This window comes from Mesorhizobium sp. B2-4-2 (assembly GCF_006442845.1).
In the GTDB taxonomy this organism is placed as follows: Bacteria; Pseudomonadota; Alphaproteobacteria; order Rhizobiales; family Rhizobiaceae; genus Mesorhizobium.
Map to the genome: position 1 here is coordinate 609636 of NZ_VFVM01000003.1, position 19187 is coordinate 628822.

Consider the following 19187-nt stretch of genomic DNA (forward strand, 5'->3'; position numbering starts at 1 on the left):
TTTCGACCCTTACCGTTCACCCGAGCATCAGGCCTGATCCATGCATTACCGATCGATCTCAGACATGAACGACGCGATCGTGAGCAACCTTCACCGGTTGCCGCGCGACATCGACCTGGTGGTCGGCGTCCCCAGAAGCGGGGTGCTGGCAGCGACGCTGGTCAGTCTCGCGGCGAACATACCGATGACCGACCTGGACTCCTTCCTCGAGGGTCGCGTCTACACATCGGGCATCACCAAGCGCCGTGCGGTGCTCGACCGCAAGGTCGCGGAAATGCGCAAGGTGCTGGTGATCGACGACAGCGTCTCCGGCGGCAACGCCATGCGCGACGCCCGCGCCCGCATAGAGGGTGCCGGCATCGAGGCAGACTACACCTTTGCCGCCGTGTTCGGGCTTGAGCCGCAGCATGCCGAGACCGATGTCGTCTTCGAGGTCGTGCCGCATCCGCGCATGTTCCAGTGGAACTTCATGCATCACAAATTCCTGGCGCAATGCTGCGTCGACATAGACGGGGTGCTGTGCCTCGATCCGACCGAGGCGGAAAACGACGACGGTCCGGCCTACGAGAAATTCCTCAGCGAAGCGCGGCCGCTCCATACCGCGACCCGCAAGATCGGCTGGCTGGTGACCAGCCGGCTGGAGAAATACCGCGCGCTGACCGAGGCCTGGCTGGCCAAGCACGAGATCAAGTACGATCATCTGATCATGCTCGACCTGCCGAGCAAGGCGGAGCGTCAGCGGCTTGGCGCGCATGGCAGTTTCAAGGCCGAATTCTACCGAAAATCCGATGCCATCCTGTTCATCGAGAGCGAGCACGAGCAGGCGCTGAGGATCACCGAGCTGTCGGGCAAACCGGTGCTGTGCGTCGAAACGCACATGGTCAGCTTTCCCAACGCGCTGTCGCTCCCGGCGCTCGGCCAGGCGGCGCGCAACCTGCCGGCCAGGTTGCGACAGGCCAAGTCACAGGAAGGGCGCAAGGGCGCCGCCAAGGCCCTTGCCCGCGCCCTGCTCGGCGCCCGCGGCTACGAGACGCTGAAAAGCCGGGTCAAGCGCCTGGCCTGATCCGCCAAGGCTGCGAATCCAGATTAACGGGTTCCTTCGGAGTGTTCGCCGGCGCGCCGGTCGAGAAGCATCAAACGAAAAACCCGCCTGTGCGGCGGGTTTCCGACGCAACTCAGCACCATGACCAAAAATCTACCATAGCTGCCTTCACCCTGTCAAGAAAAAATTCCTATTCCAGGGCTGCCGGGTCCGGTGCCAGCCTGAGCCTTGGCTACGCCGCCTGTCGCGAACGCTGCTGCGTGGCCTTGTCCAGTATGGAAAAGAAGGTGAGGAACTGGCGGTCAGGATCGAGCTCCGGACGCTCGGAGAAGCTGCGCGCCGTGGCCGAGAGCCGGTCATATTCCTGGCGGTCGTTCCACAGCAGCCTGACAGCCGCGACCCAGTCGGCGAGCGGAGCTTCGTAATCGAGCACCACGCCGCCCGGTCCGACCGCTTCGGGCAGGCCGCCGCGCCGCGAGCCAATGACGGGAATGCCGCTGCAATGGGCTTCCGAGGCCACACGGCCCCAGGCCTCTTCCCATTTGCTGGGCGCCAACAGGATCCTGGTGCGGCCATAGACGGTCTTCATGTCGCCGGTGCGGTTCTCCAGCCTGATGTTGGAGAACGGGGCGATGGTCTGCTCGATGCGGGCGCGATGATCGTCGGCGAGCTTCCAGCTCTCCACGAACAGGAACGGAATCTCGGGGCAGGCGCCGGCGATGCGCACGGCGAGCTCGAAGCCTTTCTCCTCGTACGGATTGATCAAGGTGACGAACTGGCCCGTGGTCGGCGTGCTGTAGAGGGCGGCATTGATGGTCGGCGGCAGCACCGCCGCATCGATGCCGAACTTCTGTTTGTAGGCGCGCGCGGTGAATTGCGAATTGGCGATGTAGAGCGCCGAATGCAGCTCGCGCAGATCGCCGCCCAGCTCATGGAACTCGACGTTCCTGAGATAGACGACCAGCGGCACGCCTTCGGCCTGCAGCGCCTTGCCCACCGGAACCGACTTGTGGCATTGGACGACGGCCACGTCCGGCTTCAATCTGCGGACGGCAAAGTCGGCCGCCTTCCAGGGAAACCAAGCCCGCACCACCGGATAGCCGGGAAAACTGTCGATGACCGCCGGCTGACGCAGCAGCTTCATCTTGGCGCGCGCCTTGAAGCCGAAGACACCGTCGCCGAACAGGGCGGCCAGTACGGCCGCCTCATGGCCGTGCTCGATCAACTGTTCCGCCAGATGATGGGTGCTCGACTGGACGCCGCCGCTGAATTCGGGCGTGTATCCGTTTCCGCCTGCAAAAAGAACTTTCATGGTCCTGGCTCCTGGTTCTTTCGCGTTTCGTTCAATGTGGCCCGAGAGCTTGCTCCGGCACCGCCTCAGGCACTCTGTTGCTCGAGATTGGCGAACGGATTGGTGCATGGCTGCCATCCGGTGAACCGGATCGGATCGCCCGGCGAACTGCGCCAGGCGTAGTCGGTCAGCATGTGGAATTCGGCGATCAGCCAGCGGTCGAAATGCAGGAGGTCCTGCTTCTTCTGCTCCGGCAGCAGAGCGCGGGCTTTGCCCAGCCTTGTCTCCTCGAGCAAGGTGACGGCGTCGCTGAGTTTCTTGCTCGGGAATATCCACGGGTTCCTGTCGCGGAACGCCAGGACGAACTGCTGCAAATGCTCGATGCGCATGTTGAGCTTGCCGAAATATTTCTCGAGCGTGACGCGCACCAGATCCTCATCCGAAAACGAGGACACTGCCGCGTAGGCAATGCCGGTCGATACCACCCCGCCCGCCATGACGGCCAGTGCGGAGCGTCGCGAGATCTCTATCATCTGGTTTGCTCCTCTCACGCCATCCGGCTCGCCGCCCGCAGGGACAGCGCTGCCGCGGTCAGGCTCGGATTGGCGCATGAACAGCTCGGATATGTGCTGGTGCCGACCACGACCAGGTTCCTGAGCTGGTGATGAATCATGCCGCTGTCGACCACCGAATCGGCCGGGCCCGTTCCCATCCGGAGCGTACCCTGGACATGCGATTCGGTTGGCCGGATGCCGCGATCGAAAAGCTGTTCGACCGGTAGCGGGGCGAGCAGCCCGGGCAGTTTCTCCAGCGCCCGCGCCATGCCCTTGACCGCGTAGTCCGACGGCGCCTTGAAGCTGACGAAGGCGTTGTCGTTCTCGTCGAGCGTGACGAAATTTTCATGGTCGAGCAGGTTCTCGGTCACCACGACAAGGGGCAGCGCCTGGCGCAGCCGCCCTTTCTCGGCGCGCATGCCGTGTTGCCAGCGGTTCTCGAAATAGACCAGCGCCGCGGCGTGCTCGGACCGGTGCGGACCGTCATAGAGACCGAAATTCAAGCCGGTGGTGATGGTGCTGCCGTCGAAATTGTCGACACCGTCGAGATAGACCTCGAAATTCCAGCCATAGGATTCATGCAGGCCGCGGCCGACGAATTCGCCTCCCAGGCCGGACCGCAGCATGATCGCCGCGCTCTGGATGGCATTGGCGCCGAGAATGAAGAGGTCGCCGCTGACCTGATATTCCTTGCCGCCATGGACGAAGGTGACCGAGCGGACCGTCCCGCCGACATGATCGAGCCTGCGCACTTCCGAACCGAGGCAGACCGACACGTCGGGATGCTCGAAGACATGCATCAGGCCATTGTTGGCGGTGAACTTGGCGTCGACCGGGCATAGCCAGCATCTGAGGTTGGCGCAGCACGAGGTGCGCTGCGCGGTCGGCACGCGGGCGCGCGCGGTGGGCATAACGAAATGCTGGCCTGGCTGCGCCGCCTTCATCATCCGGTCGGGCGTCGACATGCGGTGCGGCGGCTGCGGAAAGGGCTTCGAGCGCGGCAGCATCGCCGCCATGTCGGGATCGCCCGAGATCGACATGATGTCTTCGGCGTCGCAATAGAACGGCTCGACGTCGTCATAGCTGATCGGCCAGTCATTGCCGATGCCGTAAGTGCTTTTCAGCCTGAAGTCGTTGGGATGGAACCTCGGCGTCTGCGCGAACCAGCAGTTGGTGCCGCCGCCCAGCCCGATCGTGTAGTTCCAGGGCTTGTCGGAATTGGTCTTGTAGGTCGACTCGTCCTCGATGTCGGTGTTGACGTTCTGCTTGAGCTGCCATTCATGCGTGTTGTGCCGGCCCCATTCCAGGAGCAGGATGCGCGCCTTACGCCGCTTCGTGAATTCGTGCAGGAAGAAGGCCGAACCGAAACCGGAACCGATCGCGACAACGTCGAAGTGGTCCTTGGTGATCTGCTCCGGCTTTACGTCCAGCACCATCAGCCGCAACTCCTTTCCGGGTCTTGTGCGTTCGTCATGGCAAGCACACCGGCCGGCCGCGGCGATCCCACATTGGATTGCCCAAACCCGGTCTCATGCCGCCATCCTGCCGATCGAGTGATATTCGATGCCGTGGCGGGCGATGACCTTGGGATCATAGAGGTTGCGGCCGTCGAAGATGATCGGCGTGGTCAGCGCGTCCTTCAGCGCGTCGAAGGACGGCGCGCGAAAACTCTTCCACTCGGTGGCGATCAGCAGCGCATCGGCGCCGCGCAGCGCCGCTTCCTTGGTGCCGCACAGAAGCAGGTCGTCGCGCAGCCCATAGATGGCCTGGCATTCCTGCATCGCCTCGGGATCATAGGCCTGCACGGTGGCGCCGACGTTCCAGAGTGCCTCCATCAGCGTGCGGGCGGGCGCCTCGCGCATGTCGTCGGTGTTGGGCTTGAAAGCCAGGCCCCAGAGCGCGAAGGTCTTGCCCTTGAGGTTGCCCTTGAAATAGCGGTTCACCTTGTCGAACAGCACGGACTTCTGCTCGTTGTTGCGCTCCTCGACGGCGCGCAGCAGCTTGGCGTCGAACTTGACGCCTTCGGCGGTCTTGATCAGGGCGCGCACGTCCTTGGGAAAGCAGGAGCCGCCATAGCCGAGGCCCGGATAAATGAAGTGGTAGCCGATGCGCGGATCGCTGCCGATGCCCTTGCGCACCTCCTCGATGTCGGCGCCGAGCTGTTCGGCCAGATTCGCCATTTCGTTCATGAAGCTGATCTTGGTGGCGAGCATGCAATTGGCCGCGTATTTGGTGAATTCGGCGCTGCGCACATCCATCACGATCATCTTCTCGTGGTTGCGGTTGAAGGGGGCGTAGAGCTCACGCATCACCGCCTCGGTGGCCTCGCTCGATGTGCCGACGATGATGCGGTCCGGCCTCATGCAATCGGCGACGGCGGACCCTTCCTTGAGGAATTCCGGATTGGAAGCGACGTCGAAGGTCAGGTCCTCGCGGCCTCTTTTCTTCAGCGTTTCGGCGATCCTGGCCTTGATCTTCTCGCAGGTGCCGACCGGCACGGTCGACTTGCCGACGACGATCTTGGGCGCATCCATTTCCCGGCCGATCGCCTCGGCGACCGCCAGCACATATTTGAGATCGGCCGAGCCATCCTCGCCGGGAGGCGTGCCGACCGCGATCATCTGGATTTCACCATGCCTGACGGCGGCGGCCGCGTCGGTGGTGAACTTGATGCGGCCGGCGGCATGGTTCTCCCTCACGATGCTTTCCAGGCCCGGCTCGAAAATCGGGACGAGACCTTGATTGAGCCGCTCGACCTTGTTCGCGTCGATGTCGACGCAGACGACCTGGTGGCCCACTTCGGCAAGCACAGCAGCCTGCACGAGACCGACATAGCCGATACCAAACACCGTCAGATTCATTCTGTTTCGTTCCTGTCCAGGGCGGCGGACCGTGGTCGGCCCAACCGTTTCAAATCGACTTTTCCAATAGGTTCTACTTTACGCTGCATGCCAGCGATTCCGGAAACTGGCAGGGTTCGCCCTGCGCGGTGAAGGCGACGCGCTCGATTTGCAGCGAAAGCTTGCGTCCGGGATCGGCGAATGCGCCCAACCATCCGGTCATCGTATCGCTGCCCCAGAGGCTGAAGAAGATCTTCTGAGCATGGCTGGGCAGCTTTGCCGGATCGGTGATGGTGTTCACCAGTTGGCCGTTGACGTACCAGCGCAAACTGTCCTTCTGCCAGACGAAGGCGTAGTCGTTGAAGGCCTTTTCCGTGCCGCCCGGCACGTCGACCAGCTTCTCGTTCTTGCCCTTGCCGGCGATGTAGGCATTGACCTGCACCTTGGACGTGTCCTTGGTCAGGATCTCGAAGTCGATCTCGTCCCAGGGCTGCTTGTCCGACGGGCCGATATAGGAGAAGAAAGCCGCGTTGAGGCCGGGACCGGTGTCGGTCTTCATGCGCGCCTCGTAGGTGCCGTAGCCGAAGCGCTGCTTGGTCTGGATTTCGCCGCAAGCGTAGTCGCGGTCCTTCGTCTTCTGCTTCTCGAAACCCAGCGACAGCACGCCGTCCGCCAGGCTGACCTGCCCCTTCGCCCAGGTACAATTCTGATGGCCGCCATTCGTCCAGCCATCGGAGACATACCAGCGCTGGCGGTTGAAGCTGGTGAAATCATCGACGAATGAGGGCGCCGACTTCAGATCCTGCGACCAGGACGGCGCCGGCCCGGCGAACAGGCCAGCGAGAGCGGCCAGCGCGACCAGGGCAGCCCTGCGTCCGGCGGAACCGCCGGGGCGGGCTTGCCTGGCCTGGCGCGTTGACGACATGCCGCGAACTGCGACGGTGAACGTGGTTCTCGGATCCGCATTCATACGAAACTCAACCTTTGCGCTGTGCATCCCCAACCCAAAGTAGCCATTCGAGCCGTTGCCAAACGGCGCTTCCTTTCTCTCGTCAGCCCCTCCCCAAGCTGCCTTCCCGCCTCGCGCCAAATCCACCCTTCAGCCTTCACCCTCTGCCGGCGCCCGCCGGTTTGGCGAGCCTCTGGCTGGCCGTCATATCGGACGACCCGTCCTCATCGAAAACCATGTCCAGCGAATGACGAAGCTCCCGGACCATGCCGTTCTGGCGTGACAACGCCGCGATGCGGCGCTCGCAATTCAGAATCGAGGTCGTCAATTCATCGACCTCGGCGGAGCGGCGCGCAGACGCCGAGCCGTTCTCCATGGCCTCGACCAAAAAGGCGGCGTTGGTGGCCGTCGCCTTGTAGCGATTCTCCAGCCCGTTTCGCTCCGCCTCGATCTCGGCCGCGATCTGCTCGAACAGCTTCGCCAGGCGGTCGAGGCGCGAAATGTCGGTCTGGCGGTCGCGGGCCGGATTCCTTGATCTGAAGCCGAATATCGAGGCCATGCGTTCAAAGTCCTATGGTAGTCCGGCCGTCGGCCGGACCCCTTACCGGTTCAATATCGGGCAGTCCGATCGGAGGCCAGCTCATTGGCCATTCTAATTGCTGCACCGCAACATAGACTGCCATCCCCGGGCCGCGTAGGCAACCACCCAATTCGTAAACTCATAAATCCGCCGGAAATGGTTTGCGCGACGGGCTGGCAAGAGCGCGGCCGGATACCCGCATTCAAGGCTGCTTGCCCGTGCTGGTGCCGGCCATGAGAAAACGCATTGGCGGCACATGTTGACGACGGGAGGCAAACCCGACGCGGCGAAACAGCGCCTCGAGCTTGTCGGACGCCACGCCCTGGACGATGGGAACCAGGTTGGATTGGCTTGCGAAGGCATAGGCCGCGGCCGACGCCAGGCCCCGCTCGGCCTTGACGTCGAGGAAATTGCGCAGCCGGTATTTGTCGCGCACGTGGCGCTCGTGGCGGCGCAGCACCGCTTTGGAACCCTCAGGCAGGCTGTCGATAGCCAGCAGCGCCAGGTCGGCGTCGGCAAGACGCTTCAGGTCCTGGGTCTTGTGGCGGCCGCTCAGCGAATCGGCCCGCACGATGGCGCCGTAACCGCAGGAGCGGATGACCTTGAAGCGCGCGCCGCTGGCGACCGCGCGCGCGTAGAGTTCGTAATCCTCGCCCAGACGCAAGCTCTCGTCATAGCGCAAGCCGTGCCTGTCGAGAAAAGCGCGGCTGATCACCGGCTTGAGGAAACCGAGTTCGCCTCTGCGCACGTTGCGCCTGGAGATGTTGCCTTCGACGAAGCGCTCAAGGTCGAGGAATTCCGGCTCGGCCGCGAACTGCGGTACGACGATCTGGGTGACATCGCTCAAGGCGTCGTCCCTGATGAGCATGATGTTGTCGGCCGCGAAATCCCAGTCCGCGCCGGCAAAGAGGTTATGAAACCTGCCCGCGAGAAAGAAGTCGTCGGCGTCAAGAATGGCGATGAACGGCGATTGCGAGGCGGCGATGGCGGCGTTGCGGGCGAAGGAGGGGCCGCGATTGACGTCGAGCCGGATCACCGCGAGCCGGCCGCTGCCGTCATCGGCGGCGCGGGCGACTTGGGCCGTGTCATCGCTGGAGGCGTCGTCGACGACGACGACTTCCGCCACTTCCGGTTCGCGTAGCGCGGACGCGATGGCGACCGCGATTGTTCGCGCCGCGTTTCGGGCCGCGATGATCACGCAGACCTTTGATTCCGTCATCGACATGAATTTGCCTCTTGCACAGGTTCCATTCTGCCCTCGCCCTGTACGTGTCCGATGCCCGACGGGCTTCCCGTCACGGGCTGCCCTGCCGTTCGAAGATGCGGCGGCTGATGTCGGCCGATGCCGCCCAGCCGGCTTCCGCCAGATAGCGGACCGGCGCACGACCGCACAACTCCCACAACACGGTGCGCCGCTGCGGCCAGCGCAAGGATGACAGCCATGGCGCGATGACCATGTTGAGCAGGTCCTCATTGCCGATGCGCGACAGCATCCGCGCGGCGCGCTGCGAAAGGAGCGTGTCGGCGCCGCCGAGGAGCACGTCGGCGGCGCGCAGGCCCAGCAGCAGCGTGTCGTCCAGCCCCTGCGCCGCGGCGGCATCGAGCAGGCGCTGCTGCTCGGCTTCGTCCAGGCGGTCGGCGCTGGCGCGCACGTCGCAGACGTAACCGGCGCAGGGTTCCCGGTTGAAAAGCGCCTTGGCGACGCTGATGCAGGACAACAGCAGAGTGTCGGCCGCAGATGTGAACGGCACCTCGACGCCGGTGATCTCGACCTGCCGTTTGCGCCGCAGGAAGCCATCCGCGTCGCGCGGGCTGGGCGAGCCGGGTTGCTGGAGCCGATAATGCAGATCGACAGTGGATTGCGTCGGCCCGTCGCCGCGGATCATGTGCTGTTCGCCGAGGAAACGGACCCACCAGACGGAGCGCGACTTGCCGGCGATCTCGTATCCGATCGAGCGGAGCGCCTCGCGCGCCCTGAAAAACCCGGCCGGCGCCACCAATATGTCGACATCGCCCGAAGGCTTCATGAAATGATCGTCGTAAAGCAGATGCTGCTGGAAGGGACCTTTCAGGAAAACGAAATCGATTTGCCTGTCGCGCAGCGCCGCCTGGATCGCCATCGAATCCATGATGCAGGACGCGTTCATCGAAACGGTCTTCCGGCGGTAGGCGTCGAGCCATTGAGAGAGCTGGGCCGGCGGCCCATTCGCGGGTGCGCTCGACAGCACCTTGAGGATAAAGGTCGCGACCTTGTTCAACCTGGCTATGTCGGTGACATTGGCCACGGAGAGGCCGGAGGCATCGCCGGGCGCGGCGCCGGATCGCGCCGCGAAGAACAGCCGCAGACAGGCCTGCACATAGGCGATCTCGCTGGCGCAATCGGCGGCGCGCAGTCGCTCATATGAACGTTCGGTCAGGGCCATCGGGCGCACGGTTCTCCAGAAGCGATCGGCGCGACGCCTATGCTGCAGGTGCGAAGCAAAGCATCGCCAAAAACTTTTGCGCCGTCCAGTTTTTCCTTTTGCAGCGCAAAAATCCGGCCCCGACGTTTATCGAAACCGGCTCGGGCGAACGATGAGGAGAACTGCTGGACCCCAGGGGACGAGTGGCCTTTTCGGCGTTCCGTAGCAAACCTACCGGGAGACCCGGTGCTAGGGCATTATTGTCGCCATGCCTTGAAGTGACAGGGCTTATAAAGTTTATATATGCAAATCAATTTCTTATGCTGACCTAGTGCATTAGGCCCATATGCAGGGATCTCGAGGCGATGAAGGCCAAAGCTTGAGATCGTTACTCACGACTGTGTCTGCGCGCGCAGTCCATAATTGATTAATGCGCGGTAAATCAGGCTTGACTCATAAATGCTGCCATGCAGCTATTGCATCGCAGCATGAAAGTGCCGCCGGCAATCGACAGGCCGTTTCCAGTCCTTGATGGAGTGTAAAATGGAACAGAATGTTGAAAAGCAGGAGTACGAAACGCCCAGCCTGACGGTTCATGGTTCGATTGAAACCATCACTCAGGGCGGTGGCGGCAACACGGCGCTCGACGCAGCATTTCCTGCGCACACGCCGATTGGCGACCTGACGTTCTCCTGAACCTGTCCTGATTCTGGAGGGACACGTTGGGCCTCTGGAATCCAAGAACCATAAAGGGAGTCGGGGTGAAAATCCCGGCCTCTCTTCATTGCCTGACCCGGCTTTTCTTCATCGCCAGAATTGTCGACACGCATTGCGGACAGTGTGTAGCAAACGAGGTTTTCGGATGAACTGGAACCCATCTGACCACGATCGCGTAAGTGCGACCAAGGAAGCGGTTGCCTGCGAATTCGGCAATGGCCTGGCGCTTCTCAACCTGAAATCCAACATCTACTACAGCCTCAACGGGGTAGGCACGTTCATCTGGGAGCTGATTCAGGAGCCGAAACCAATTGCCGAAATCCGCCGGGCCGTGCTCGCGCGCTATGATGTCGACGCCGAGCGCTGCAGGGCCGATGTCGACGCGCTGTTGAAAGGTCTGGCCGATAGCGGACTTGCGAGGCTGCATCATGAGGAACCTGTCTAGGCAGGTTCCGCAAAAGCGGGTCACGGTTTTGCGGCAAGAACCTGCGACGGAGAAAAGTCCCGACCAGACGAAGCACCGGCGGCGTCGGCTTCGAGCTCTCTCCCTGAGTGGCCCGGAAATGCTGTTCCTCTGCCGCTGCCTGCTGGTGGTCGCGGCCGTTCGCCTGGGGCTGACCCTGTTCTCCTACAACCGCCTTCGCGGCATCGTCACCCGGCTGGAGGCGCGTGAATGCGCCAGCACGGGAGAACTGCGCCGTGTCGCCTGGGGCGTTGCCGCCGCGGCCCGCCTGGTGCCGCGCGCAAGCTGCCTCACCCAGGCGCTCGCCGGCCAGTACATTCTCGCCCGCCAGGGCAACGCCTCGAAGATCCGCATCGGCATCGAGCGCGACACCGGCCGGCAGCTGAAGGCGCATGCCTGGCTGATCAGCGGCAACCATGTCGTCCTTGGCGGCTCGATAGACAGGTTTGTCCCTCTCGTCGACTATGGTCAATGACCGATGAGCGGCGTGGCCGGTATCCTGCACGGGCACGAGGCGCCGGAGTCCGCAGCCGATATCCAGCGCATGCTGGCCCGCATGCGTCATCGCGCCCGCGACGGCAGTTCGTGGTGGACCGACAAGGCTGTCGCGCTCGGCCACGCCTGGCTCAACACGACCGATGAAGCCGGCCCCGGCCCGCTGACGATGGCGGGCGGCAAACTGGCCGTCACCGCGGATTGCCGCCTGGACAATCGCGACGAGCTGACGGCACGGCTCGGCGTCCGCGACGCATCGGTTGCCGACGCCGTGCTCCTGATGTGGGCCTATCTGCGCTGGGGCGAAGCCTGTCCCGTGCACCTGCAAGGCGACTTCGCCTTCGCCATCTGGGATGCCGAGCGGCAGGTGCTGTTTTGCGCGCGCGATCATTTCGGCGTCAAACCGTTCTACTATCACGCGGACGGGCAGCGCTTTGTCTTTGCCTCCGAGATCGGCCCGATCCTTGGCGTCACCGGGGCCGGCGCCCGCCTCAGCGAACATCAGATCTCGGGTTTCCTGGCAGGGCTGCCAGACGATCCGCAAGCGACGCCTTATACCGATATTTTCCGCCTGCCGGCGCGCCACAGCCTCACTGTGACGGGGCAGCGCGTGACGCTGCAGCGATACTGGCAGATCGAGCCGTCGTCGCGGCCTATGCGCCCGGACGCCGCCGAGGAATTCGCCCACCTCTTCTCGCAGTCCGTGCGCAACCGCATGCGCGGAAGCGCGGCGGTCGGGGCCATGCTGAGCGGCGGCCTGGACTCCTCTTCGATCGCCTGCGTGGCGGGCCGGCAAAACCTGTCCGAGGGAAAGCCGAGGCTGCCCACCTTTTCGCTGGTTTTCGAACGCGGTTCGGCGATGGACGAAACCCCCTTCATAGACGCGGTGCTGGAACAAGGGCGCGTCGACGGCACGCTGATCCCGGTCGGCAACTACGCGCCGTTCGCGGAATTCGAACGGGTGCTGGAAGAGCAGGAAGGAACGTTCCTGGCGCCGGGCCTTACGCTCACCCGGGAGGTCTACAGGACGGCGGGCGCCAAAGGCGTCAAGGTGCTTCTCGACGGCCATGGCGGGGACGAAGTCGTATCGCAGGGGCACGGCCATCTGCACGAGCTTGCCAACGCAGGCAAGTGGCTGGAGCTGTGGCGCGAGATCCGCAGCGCTTCCAACACCTATGGCGACGGCATGCTCGGCATGTATTTCCAGTTCCTGACCATCTACGGGCCTGCCTGGCGCGTGGCCAGGCTCAGGCACGCCGCGAACCGGCTCCTGCACAGGCTGCGAAAGCCGGCCCAGGGCGGAAGCTGGCGCGACCTGATCAATGCCGATCTTGCCGGCCGCACCGAGCTCATCGAGCGGGTTCACCGAGCCGGCTACAAGCCGCCCGACGTCAGCGCCAGCGAGGCGCTGACCCACCGCTGGATTCTTTCCAACGGCTATGTGCCGCATGCTTTCGAAGTCCTCGACAAGGCGGCCGCCAATTTCGGCGTCGAACCTCGTTATCCCTTCTGGGACAAGCCGCTGGTCGAGTTCTGCCTGGCATTGCCGGGCGAGGAGAAGCTCAGCCGCGGTTTTGGCCGCTACGTGCTGCGCCGCGCCATGCAAGACGTGCTGCCGGCGGCGGTCCAGTGGCGGCGCGACAAGATCGATTTCACCGGCAATCTCGTCAACGGCATGCTGCGCAACCACCGCGACCTCCTGGAACAGGTGCTCGGCCCGGACGCCGGCCGCATCGAACCCTACATAAACCTGCCGGCCGTGAAGGCTGCCTATGCCCGGCTGCTCAGTCGGCCCGACCGGCCGGCGCCGCTCGATGTCCAGTATGTCTGGCGCTCGGCGTCGCTGTCGCTGTGGCTGCGGCAGGTGCAGCGCGCCGGGAGTGCCGCATGACGCCGTTGAACGAGCCGCTGGCCCTCCGCCCGCGCGCGCAAGGCTGGCCGCGCGGACAGCGCCGTTTTTATCGGGCCTACGGCCTGACCATCGCTTCCGAGGTGACATTGCCAGAACTGGAGCCGGCCGAACCCGCAGCGGCGGATATCGTGATCAGTGTCGGCGCGATCGATATGCCGAAGCCTTCGCCCGAGGCCGCGACCATTTTCCGCTTCGAACCGGATCGGCAATATCTGGCATGGCACGCCGTAGGTGCGTTCCTGATCAGCGACGCCTGCCGCATCGAGGTCGAGCCGGCGCCCGGCATCGACGACGCACTGATCGCGTTCCCGCTGCTGGGACCGGTGATGGCGCTCATCCTGCACCAGCGGGGCCTGCTCGTGCTGCATGCCAGCGCCGTCGCGATTGCCGGCAAAAGCGCCATCTTCATGGGCGACAAGGGCGCCGGAAAATCGACGACGGCAAGCGCCATGATCCGTGCCGGACACGAACTGCTTACCGATGACGTCGTGGCGCTCGATCTCAGCCATCCGGACGAGCCGATGATCGTGCCGGGTTTTCCCCAGATCAAGCTGGCGGCCGACGCCGCTGCCGCGATTTCGCTTGAAGGGGCACAAGTGCGGCCGCAGGTGCATCCGGCCATCAACAAGGCCCAGCACCGCTTGCAGAGTGCCTTTTCGCGCGACAGGGTTCCGGCGACCCGCATCTACATTCTCGAGCGCGGCCGAAAGGCTGAGATCTCGCCCATGCCTGGCATCGCCGCTTTGCCGGCCGTGATCAGATTTTCATATGTCACGCGCTTCGGCCGCGCCGCCCTGGTCGGCGATTTCGCGGCGGCGCATCTCGGGCATTGCGCGCGGCTCGCCGATCGCGTCGGCGTGTGCAGGCTCGAAGTGCCGACGGGCTTCGACAGAATCGGCGAGGTCGTGAGCCTCGTCGAGCATGACTTGATGGCAGGACAGGGGTAGCAGGAGATGTCGAAATCATCGCTCCTTCGCCCGTCATTGTTTCGGGAAATCGCCGGGTTCGGCGCCGTTATCGCCCAGATAGGCGGGCGGCGGACCTGGACGGCACTGCTCTTCCTGATCATGGGCAGCCTGACCGAAGGCATCTCCATCCTGTTGCTGGTTCCGCTGTTGCAGCTGGTCGGACGCTCCGGCCAGGACTTCGCGATCAAGCTGCCCGACAATGATTTCATGCGTTGGCTGGTGCCGGACGGCACGCTGAAGCTGACCACGATGCTGTGCATGCTGGTGGCGCTGGTCGCGCTGCAGGCCGCCTTCAACCGCTTCAAGTCGGTCTACATGGCCAGTCTTCTCTTCGATTTCATCAACCGCCTGCGCATGAACCTGTTCGAAAGCATCGGCAAGGCACGATGGGGCGTCTTCACGCGCATGCGCGGCTCCGACCTCGACCATGCGCTGACCGGGGACATAGACCGCGTCCAGGGCGCGGCCTTCTCGCTGCTGATGCTGGTGCAGATCGCCGTGCTTCTGGCCGGCTATCTCGTGATCTCCATGTTCATTTCGCCGGTCATGACGCTGTTCGCCGTGGTCATCGGCATGCTGATGTTCTTCGCGCTGCGGCCATTCCGGTCGCGGGCCACCGCCTTTGGCCAGGTCCTGACCACCAACCGCCAGGATCAATACCGGACGGTCTCGGAATTCCTCGGCGGCATCAAGGTGGCCAAGAGCCTGAACATCGAGGCGACCTATTTCGCGCAGTTGCAGGCGACACTTGAAAGAATGAAGGCCGACAACATCGCCTATGTGCGCAACAGTTCGACCGGCACCGCCCTGTTCCAGGTGGCGAGCGTGATCGGCTTGAGCCTGTTCATCTATGTTGCGCTGGTTCGCTTCGACCTCTCACTGGCCGAGATCGTGGTGCTGCTACTGGTCTTCATGCGCATCGCGCCGCGCTTCATGGACATGCAGACGCAGGCGCAGCAGGTCCTGATCAACCTGCCCGCCTATGCCGCGATGCGTAGTCTGCAGATGCGTTTCGACGCCGAGCGGGAACCTGGCCATGCCGGGATCCAGGACGCTCGAAAGCTGTCGCTCGATTTCGGACTGAATGTTCGCGGCGTCTCCTTCGCCTACGAGGACGGCGCCGCCAAGACGGTGGTGAGCGACATCACCTTCGGCCTTCCGGCCGGCAAGGTCACCGCCCTTATCGGCCCTTCGGGATCAGGCAAGAGCACGATCGCCGACATGCTGCTCGGCCTGCTCGAGCCGACAGCCGGCACGATCCTCGTCGATGGCGTCGAGATCGACGCCGCCAATCGCCGGGGCTGGCGCGACCAGGTCGCCTACGTGCCGCAGGACGTGTTTCTCCTGCACGACACGATCGCGGCGAACCTACGCCTGGCCGCACAGCAAGCAAGCGACGATGAACTGTGGGCCGCATTGCGATCGGCCCATGCGGCCGAATTCGTCGAACGGCTCGACCTCAAGCTCGAAACGGTGGTCGGCGACCGCGGCGTGCGGTTGTCGGGCGGCGAACGCCAGCGGATCGCGCTGGCGCGCGCCTTGCTGCGCAAGCCGTCGCTGCTCATCCTCGATGAGGCGACCAGCGCGCTCGACTGGCAAAACCAGTCGCTGATCGCGCAATCGATCGACGGGCTGCGCGGCTCGATGACGATCCTGACCATCGCGCACCGGCCATCGATGATCGCGTTCGCCGACTGGGTGGTCGCGATGGAAAACGGCCGTGTCGTCGAGGTCGGGCAATATCGGCGGCTGAAGGCGAAAGCAGGAAGCCGGTTGTCCCGGATGCTTTCGGGCGAACAATCTGAGTCCGAACCCGCCGACGTGGCCTGAGGCCAGCCTGGTCTGGGTCAGTGAAGGCTTCGCCCGGCGCCGCCCAGCTTTTCACCCTCGGCCACCTCGGCCGAACCCAGCTTTCTTTCGGCCTCGCGTGTCCTGTCGGCCGGCGTCGGCGCGCTTTTGACGATCATGGCATAGACGAGCACGAAGTAGCCCGCCTGGATGACCACGGCACAAATGATGACGCGCAGCAGCGTCGTGCCTATTGAAGCGCCGCCCAGCCATGACCAGCCAACGACGATCGCAAGAGCGAAAATCATCCCAACGATGAATTTTGGAAGCGACATACCCAACAGCCCACAAACCGGCCCGGGTATATTCCAATCGTTGCCCCACCCGAGCGTCGTCCCTTGTCATGCGGGCTTGTTAAGTCGCCCGCTCCCGGCCGGTTGCTTCCGGCCTTTCAACCTGTCGCCACTTTGACAGGTATAATTTGCAATTCTATTAAGGCGAGCAAAAGGCCGCAAGGGCAACTGCATTTATTTTTAGGTGAGCTTTTGCGCTCGACTCGCTCATGCTGCAACGCACACGACGGGATTACGCGCAACTTCGGCTCTTTGGTGTTTTTCAGTAGAATCTACAATATTGAATAGTATTTTATGTGAATACGATCGAATATCATGCCACGCTAAAGCACCAACGAGCTCCACTCAGGGGCATAAAGAACGCCCCGCCTAGAAGTTGCCCCAAAAGCGCCTCTATTTTTCCCGCTATGCCCATTTATTGTCTTAAATGTGCTAAATATTCCGAAATTTGTGCAGGGCGCGCTTATTATTTAGTCAATTCATGACGTGACTATTTCAAAGGTGTGGGAAATTGTGTGTTGCGCTGCAACATTTTTTTGATATCGTGCCGTAAACCATCCGGTCAACGCATGGAGTTTTGGCATGAGGGATGTTGCCAAGTCGGCCACAGCGGAGTTTTCGCAGGCTGGCGTCGATTTTCCACCGCCGATCGGCGGCCTTATCAAGCGCAGTTTCGATATTGCCGGTTCACTGGCCGCCCTGATCGCTCTCAGCCCGCTGTTCGTGATGATAGCGCTGCTCGTCAAATTCTCCGATGGCGGATCGATTTTTTACGGTCACCGGCGAATCGGGCGTGGCGGACGGGTTTTCCCTTGTCTCAAGTTCCGCACCATGGTGCCGGACGGCGAAAGGGTGCTGGCTGCCTATCTGGCGGCCAATCCGGAAGCCAAGGCGGAATGGATAGCCACCCGCAAGCTGAAGAACGATCCGCGCGTCACCCGGGTCGGCGCGGTCCTGAGGAAACTCAGTCTCGATGAGTTGCCGCAGGTCATCAACATCCTTCAGGGCGACATGAGCCTTGTCGGACCTCGCCCGGTCGTGCGTGACGAACTGGAGATCTATGGCAGCGCCGCCGTGTATTACCTGAAGTCCCGCCCCGGCCTGACCGGCCTGTGGCAGGTCAGCGGCCGCAACGACGTCTCCTATGACAGCCGCGTCGCGTTCGATCGCCACTATGTCGAGAATTGGTCACTTTTTGAGGATATTCGCATCATCATCAAGACAGTTCCGGCTGTCTGGATGTCGCGCGGCTGCTACTGAGCGGTCGCGAACCGGATCGCACGCGGGAGATTTCTCCCGGCAGGCATCGGGCGCAGGCTCATCGGGCTGGTGGGGCCAAAGCGGATCGGAACATTCAGTTGAAGATAGACATGTTCGAAGTTTTTTGCAGCGGCCCGCATTCGGGCCGCTCGCGGCGTTTGCGGCTCGTGGCCAGCTGCCTGGCCCTGTCGCTCGCCCTGCCTCGGATCGCCATTGCCGACGAGTACCATCTCGGATCGCAAGACAAGCTCACCATCCGTATCGCGGAGTGGCAGACCGTCGAAGGCACGTTCCGCGACTGGTCGGCGGTGAATGGCGTATACACGGTCGGGCCGGCCGGAATGCTGTCGGTGCCTTTCGTCGGCGAGCTGCCGGCATCCGGCAAGACAACGGCCGAAGTCGCGGCGGCGATCGGCGAGGCGCTGCAGCACAAGCTCGCTTTGTCGGACCGGCCCGAGGCATCGGTCGAAATGGCGCAGTTCCGGCCGTTCTATATTTCGGGCGAGGTGCAGAACCCCGGCCAATTCCCCTATGTGCCCGATCTTACGGTGCTGAAGGCGGTCAGCATCGCGGGCGGCATCCGGCGAAGCGCCGACTACGGCCCGCAGCTCGGCAAGGACCTGGTCACCGCCAAAGGCAATTTCGACATATATGACGATCAGCGCGTTCGACTGATCGTCAAGCGCGCGCGCATCGATGCCGACCTTGCGGGCAAGTCGAGCTTCGACGTGCCGAAGGAGGTCGAGGGCGACCCGAGACTGCAGGCCATCGTCGCGGACGAGATGACGATCCTCACGGCTGACCAGAAGGCGCTGAAGCTGAAGCTCGAGGCGCTCAGCGATCTGAAAGGGGTTCTGCAGGCCGAGATCGAATCGCTGCAGAAGAAGATCGTCAACCAGCAGAAGCAGGTCGACCTGGCGCAGCAGCAACTCACCAGCATCGGTCCGCTGGCCCAGAAAGGCCTGGTCGCCAACGCAAGACTGCTGGATTCGCAACAGTCCGTCACCGACCTTCAGGGCAAGATCCTGGACTACGAAACGGCCATCCTCACCGCCAAGCAAGCGATCAGCAAGGCAACGCAGGATGCCATCGATGCCCAGAACACGCTGAGCTCGAGCCTCGCCGCCGATCGGCAGCAGACCGAAGCCGACCTGAACGAGGCCGCGCTGAGGGTCAACATGCAGAAAGGATTGATGGCCCAGGCCACCGATCCCGCCACCGTGGCCGCCAGCGCAACCAACGAAGAGCCCACCCTGATCTATTCACTGCTGCGCGCTGCCGACGGCAAGACGAGCGAGATTGCGGTCAAGGAAGACACCCCCGTGTTGCCGGGCGATGTGATCAAGGTCAAGCTGGCGCCAATGCCCAGCCAGTAAGTGGTCGAACGGCCGGAGATAAGAGCAGCTCACCGTTCACGAAAACGGTGAGCTGCTCTATCCCTTTGTTTTTGCGCAATTCCGGACGGAAAGCGCTGCGCGTTTCCCGGGGAAGCCGTACACACTTTCCTGAAATTGCTGGAGCGGGGCGGCGTTTGAGGGAATCGCCAGCCGCTCTATCGCCTGCTTTGACCCAA

At 63.0% G+C, this 19187-nt stretch carries 18 protein-coding genes; 9 read left to right on the forward strand and 9 right to left on the reverse strand.

All coding sequences use genetic code 11. From position 1 onward, the window contains the following. Nucleotides 1-40 precede the first annotated feature (40 nt). Nucleotides 41-1063 (forward strand): phosphoribosyltransferase family protein, encoded by a 1023-nt coding sequence (locus FJ942_RS09840; RefSeq protein WP_140497171.1) that lies wholly within the window; start codon nucleotides 41-43, stop codon nucleotides 1061-1063. Nucleotides 1064-1274: 211 nt separating this feature from the next. Here FJ942_RS09840 and FJ942_RS09845 read toward each other — a convergent pair whose 3' ends face one another. The 8 genes from FJ942_RS09845 to FJ942_RS09880 form a co-directional block, all read right to left on the reverse strand. Beyond that, nucleotides 1275-2354, reverse strand: a complete 1080-nt coding sequence (locus FJ942_RS09845; RefSeq protein WP_140630096.1) for a glycosyltransferase — start codon at nucleotides 2352-2354, stop codon at nucleotides 1275-1277. Between the two features lie 65 nt (nucleotides 2355-2419). Continuing rightward, nucleotides 2420-2866 carry a hypothetical protein gene (locus FJ942_RS09850; RefSeq protein WP_140497175.1) on the reverse strand — a complete coding sequence of 149 codons (447 nt, stop codon included), beginning with the start codon at nucleotides 2864-2866 and terminating at the stop codon, nucleotides 2420-2422. Between the two features lie 14 nt (nucleotides 2867-2880). Beyond that, nucleotides 2881-4323 (reverse strand): GMC family oxidoreductase, encoded by a 1443-nt coding sequence (locus FJ942_RS09855; protein ID WP_140580556.1) that lies wholly within the window; start codon nucleotides 4321-4323, stop codon nucleotides 2881-2883. A 93-nt stretch (nucleotides 4324-4416) separates the two neighbouring features. Then, nucleotides 4417-5748 (reverse strand): UDP-glucose/GDP-mannose dehydrogenase family protein, encoded by a 1332-nt coding sequence (locus tag FJ942_RS09860; protein WP_140556874.1) that lies wholly within the window; start codon nucleotides 5746-5748, stop codon nucleotides 4417-4419. A 73-nt stretch (nucleotides 5749-5821) separates the two neighbouring features. Then, entirely contained in the window at nucleotides 5822-6697 is an 876-nt protein-coding gene (locus FJ942_RS09865; RefSeq protein ID WP_246679736.1) for a family 16 glycosylhydrolase, read from the reverse strand. Between the two features lie 136 nt (nucleotides 6698-6833). Next, nucleotides 6834-7235 carry a hypothetical protein gene (locus FJ942_RS09870; RefSeq protein ID WP_140497183.1) on the reverse strand — a complete coding sequence of 134 codons (402 nt, stop codon included), beginning with the start codon at nucleotides 7233-7235 and terminating at the stop codon, nucleotides 6834-6836. 223 nt (nucleotides 7236-7458) lie between these two features. Further along, nucleotides 7459-8481: a glycosyltransferase gene (locus FJ942_RS09875; protein WP_140897581.1), complete on the reverse strand. Its 1023-nt coding sequence runs from the start codon at nucleotides 8479-8481 to the stop codon at nucleotides 7459-7461. A gap of 70 nt (nucleotides 8482-8551) precedes the next feature. Beyond that, entirely contained in the window at nucleotides 8552-9679 is a 1128-nt protein-coding gene (locus tag FJ942_RS09880) for a nucleotidyltransferase family protein (protein ID WP_140897584.1), read from the reverse strand. 522 nt (nucleotides 9680-10201) lie between these two features. On the opposite strand from FJ942_RS09880, the gene FJ942_RS09885 reads away from it, so the two are divergent. The 6 genes from FJ942_RS09885 (at nucleotide 10202) to FJ942_RS09910 (ending at nucleotide 16043) form a co-directional block, all read left to right on the forward strand. Further along, nucleotides 10202-10354 carry a lasso peptide gene (locus FJ942_RS09885; RefSeq protein WP_140497189.1) on the forward strand — a complete coding sequence of 51 codons (153 nt, stop codon included), beginning with the start codon at nucleotides 10202-10204 and terminating at the stop codon, nucleotides 10352-10354. 166 nt (nucleotides 10355-10520) lie between these two features. Next, nucleotides 10521-10820 carry a PqqD family protein gene (locus FJ942_RS09890; RefSeq protein ID WP_140497191.1) on the forward strand — a complete coding sequence of 100 codons (300 nt, stop codon included), beginning with the start codon at nucleotides 10521-10523 and terminating at the stop codon, nucleotides 10818-10820. Between the two features lie 118 nt (nucleotides 10821-10938). After that, the gene (locus FJ942_RS09895; protein WP_224618327.1) at nucleotides 10939-11313 is read left to right on the forward strand and encodes a lasso peptide biosynthesis B2 protein; all 375 of its coding nucleotides are present in this window, start codon (nucleotides 10939-10941) and stop codon (nucleotides 11311-11313) included. Between the two features lie 3 nt (nucleotides 11314-11316). Continuing rightward, nucleotides 11317-13224, forward strand: coding sequence for a lasso peptide isopeptide bond-forming cyclase (locus FJ942_RS09900; RefSeq protein WP_140556881.1), 1908 nt, complete (start codon nucleotides 11317-11319; stop codon nucleotides 13222-13224). Continuing rightward, on the forward strand, nucleotides 13221-14192 hold the full coding sequence (locus tag FJ942_RS09905) for a serine kinase (protein ID WP_140897586.1): 972 nt from the start codon (nucleotides 13221-13223) through the stop codon (nucleotides 14190-14192). The genes FJ942_RS09900 and FJ942_RS09905 overlap by 4 nt, the downstream gene beginning before the upstream one ends. Nucleotides 14193-14198: 6 nt before the next feature. Beyond that, a complete protein-coding gene (locus FJ942_RS09910; RefSeq protein WP_140897588.1) occupies nucleotides 14199-16043 on the forward strand; it encodes an ABC transporter ATP-binding protein in 1845 nt (614 codons plus the stop codon). Between the two features lie 17 nt (nucleotides 16044-16060). Here FJ942_RS09910 and FJ942_RS09915 read toward each other — a convergent pair whose 3' ends face one another. After that, nucleotides 16061-16336, reverse strand: coding sequence for an exopolysaccharide production repressor exox (locus FJ942_RS09915; protein WP_140624900.1), 276 nt, complete (start codon nucleotides 16334-16336; stop codon nucleotides 16061-16063). A 600-nt stretch (nucleotides 16337-16936) separates the two neighbouring features. On the opposite strand from FJ942_RS09915, the gene FJ942_RS09920 reads away from it, so the two are divergent. Both FJ942_RS09920 and FJ942_RS09925 read left to right on the forward strand, forming a co-directional pair. Beyond that, nucleotides 16937-17614: a sugar transferase gene (locus tag FJ942_RS09920; protein WP_140497203.1), complete on the forward strand. Its 678-nt coding sequence runs from the start codon at nucleotides 16937-16939 to the stop codon at nucleotides 17612-17614. 110 nt (nucleotides 17615-17724) lie between these two features. Further along, nucleotides 17725-18990 (forward strand): polysaccharide biosynthesis/export family protein, encoded by a 1266-nt coding sequence (locus FJ942_RS09925; RefSeq protein ID WP_181167418.1) that lies wholly within the window; start codon nucleotides 17725-17727, stop codon nucleotides 18988-18990. Nucleotides 18991-19187: the final 197 nt, after the last annotated feature.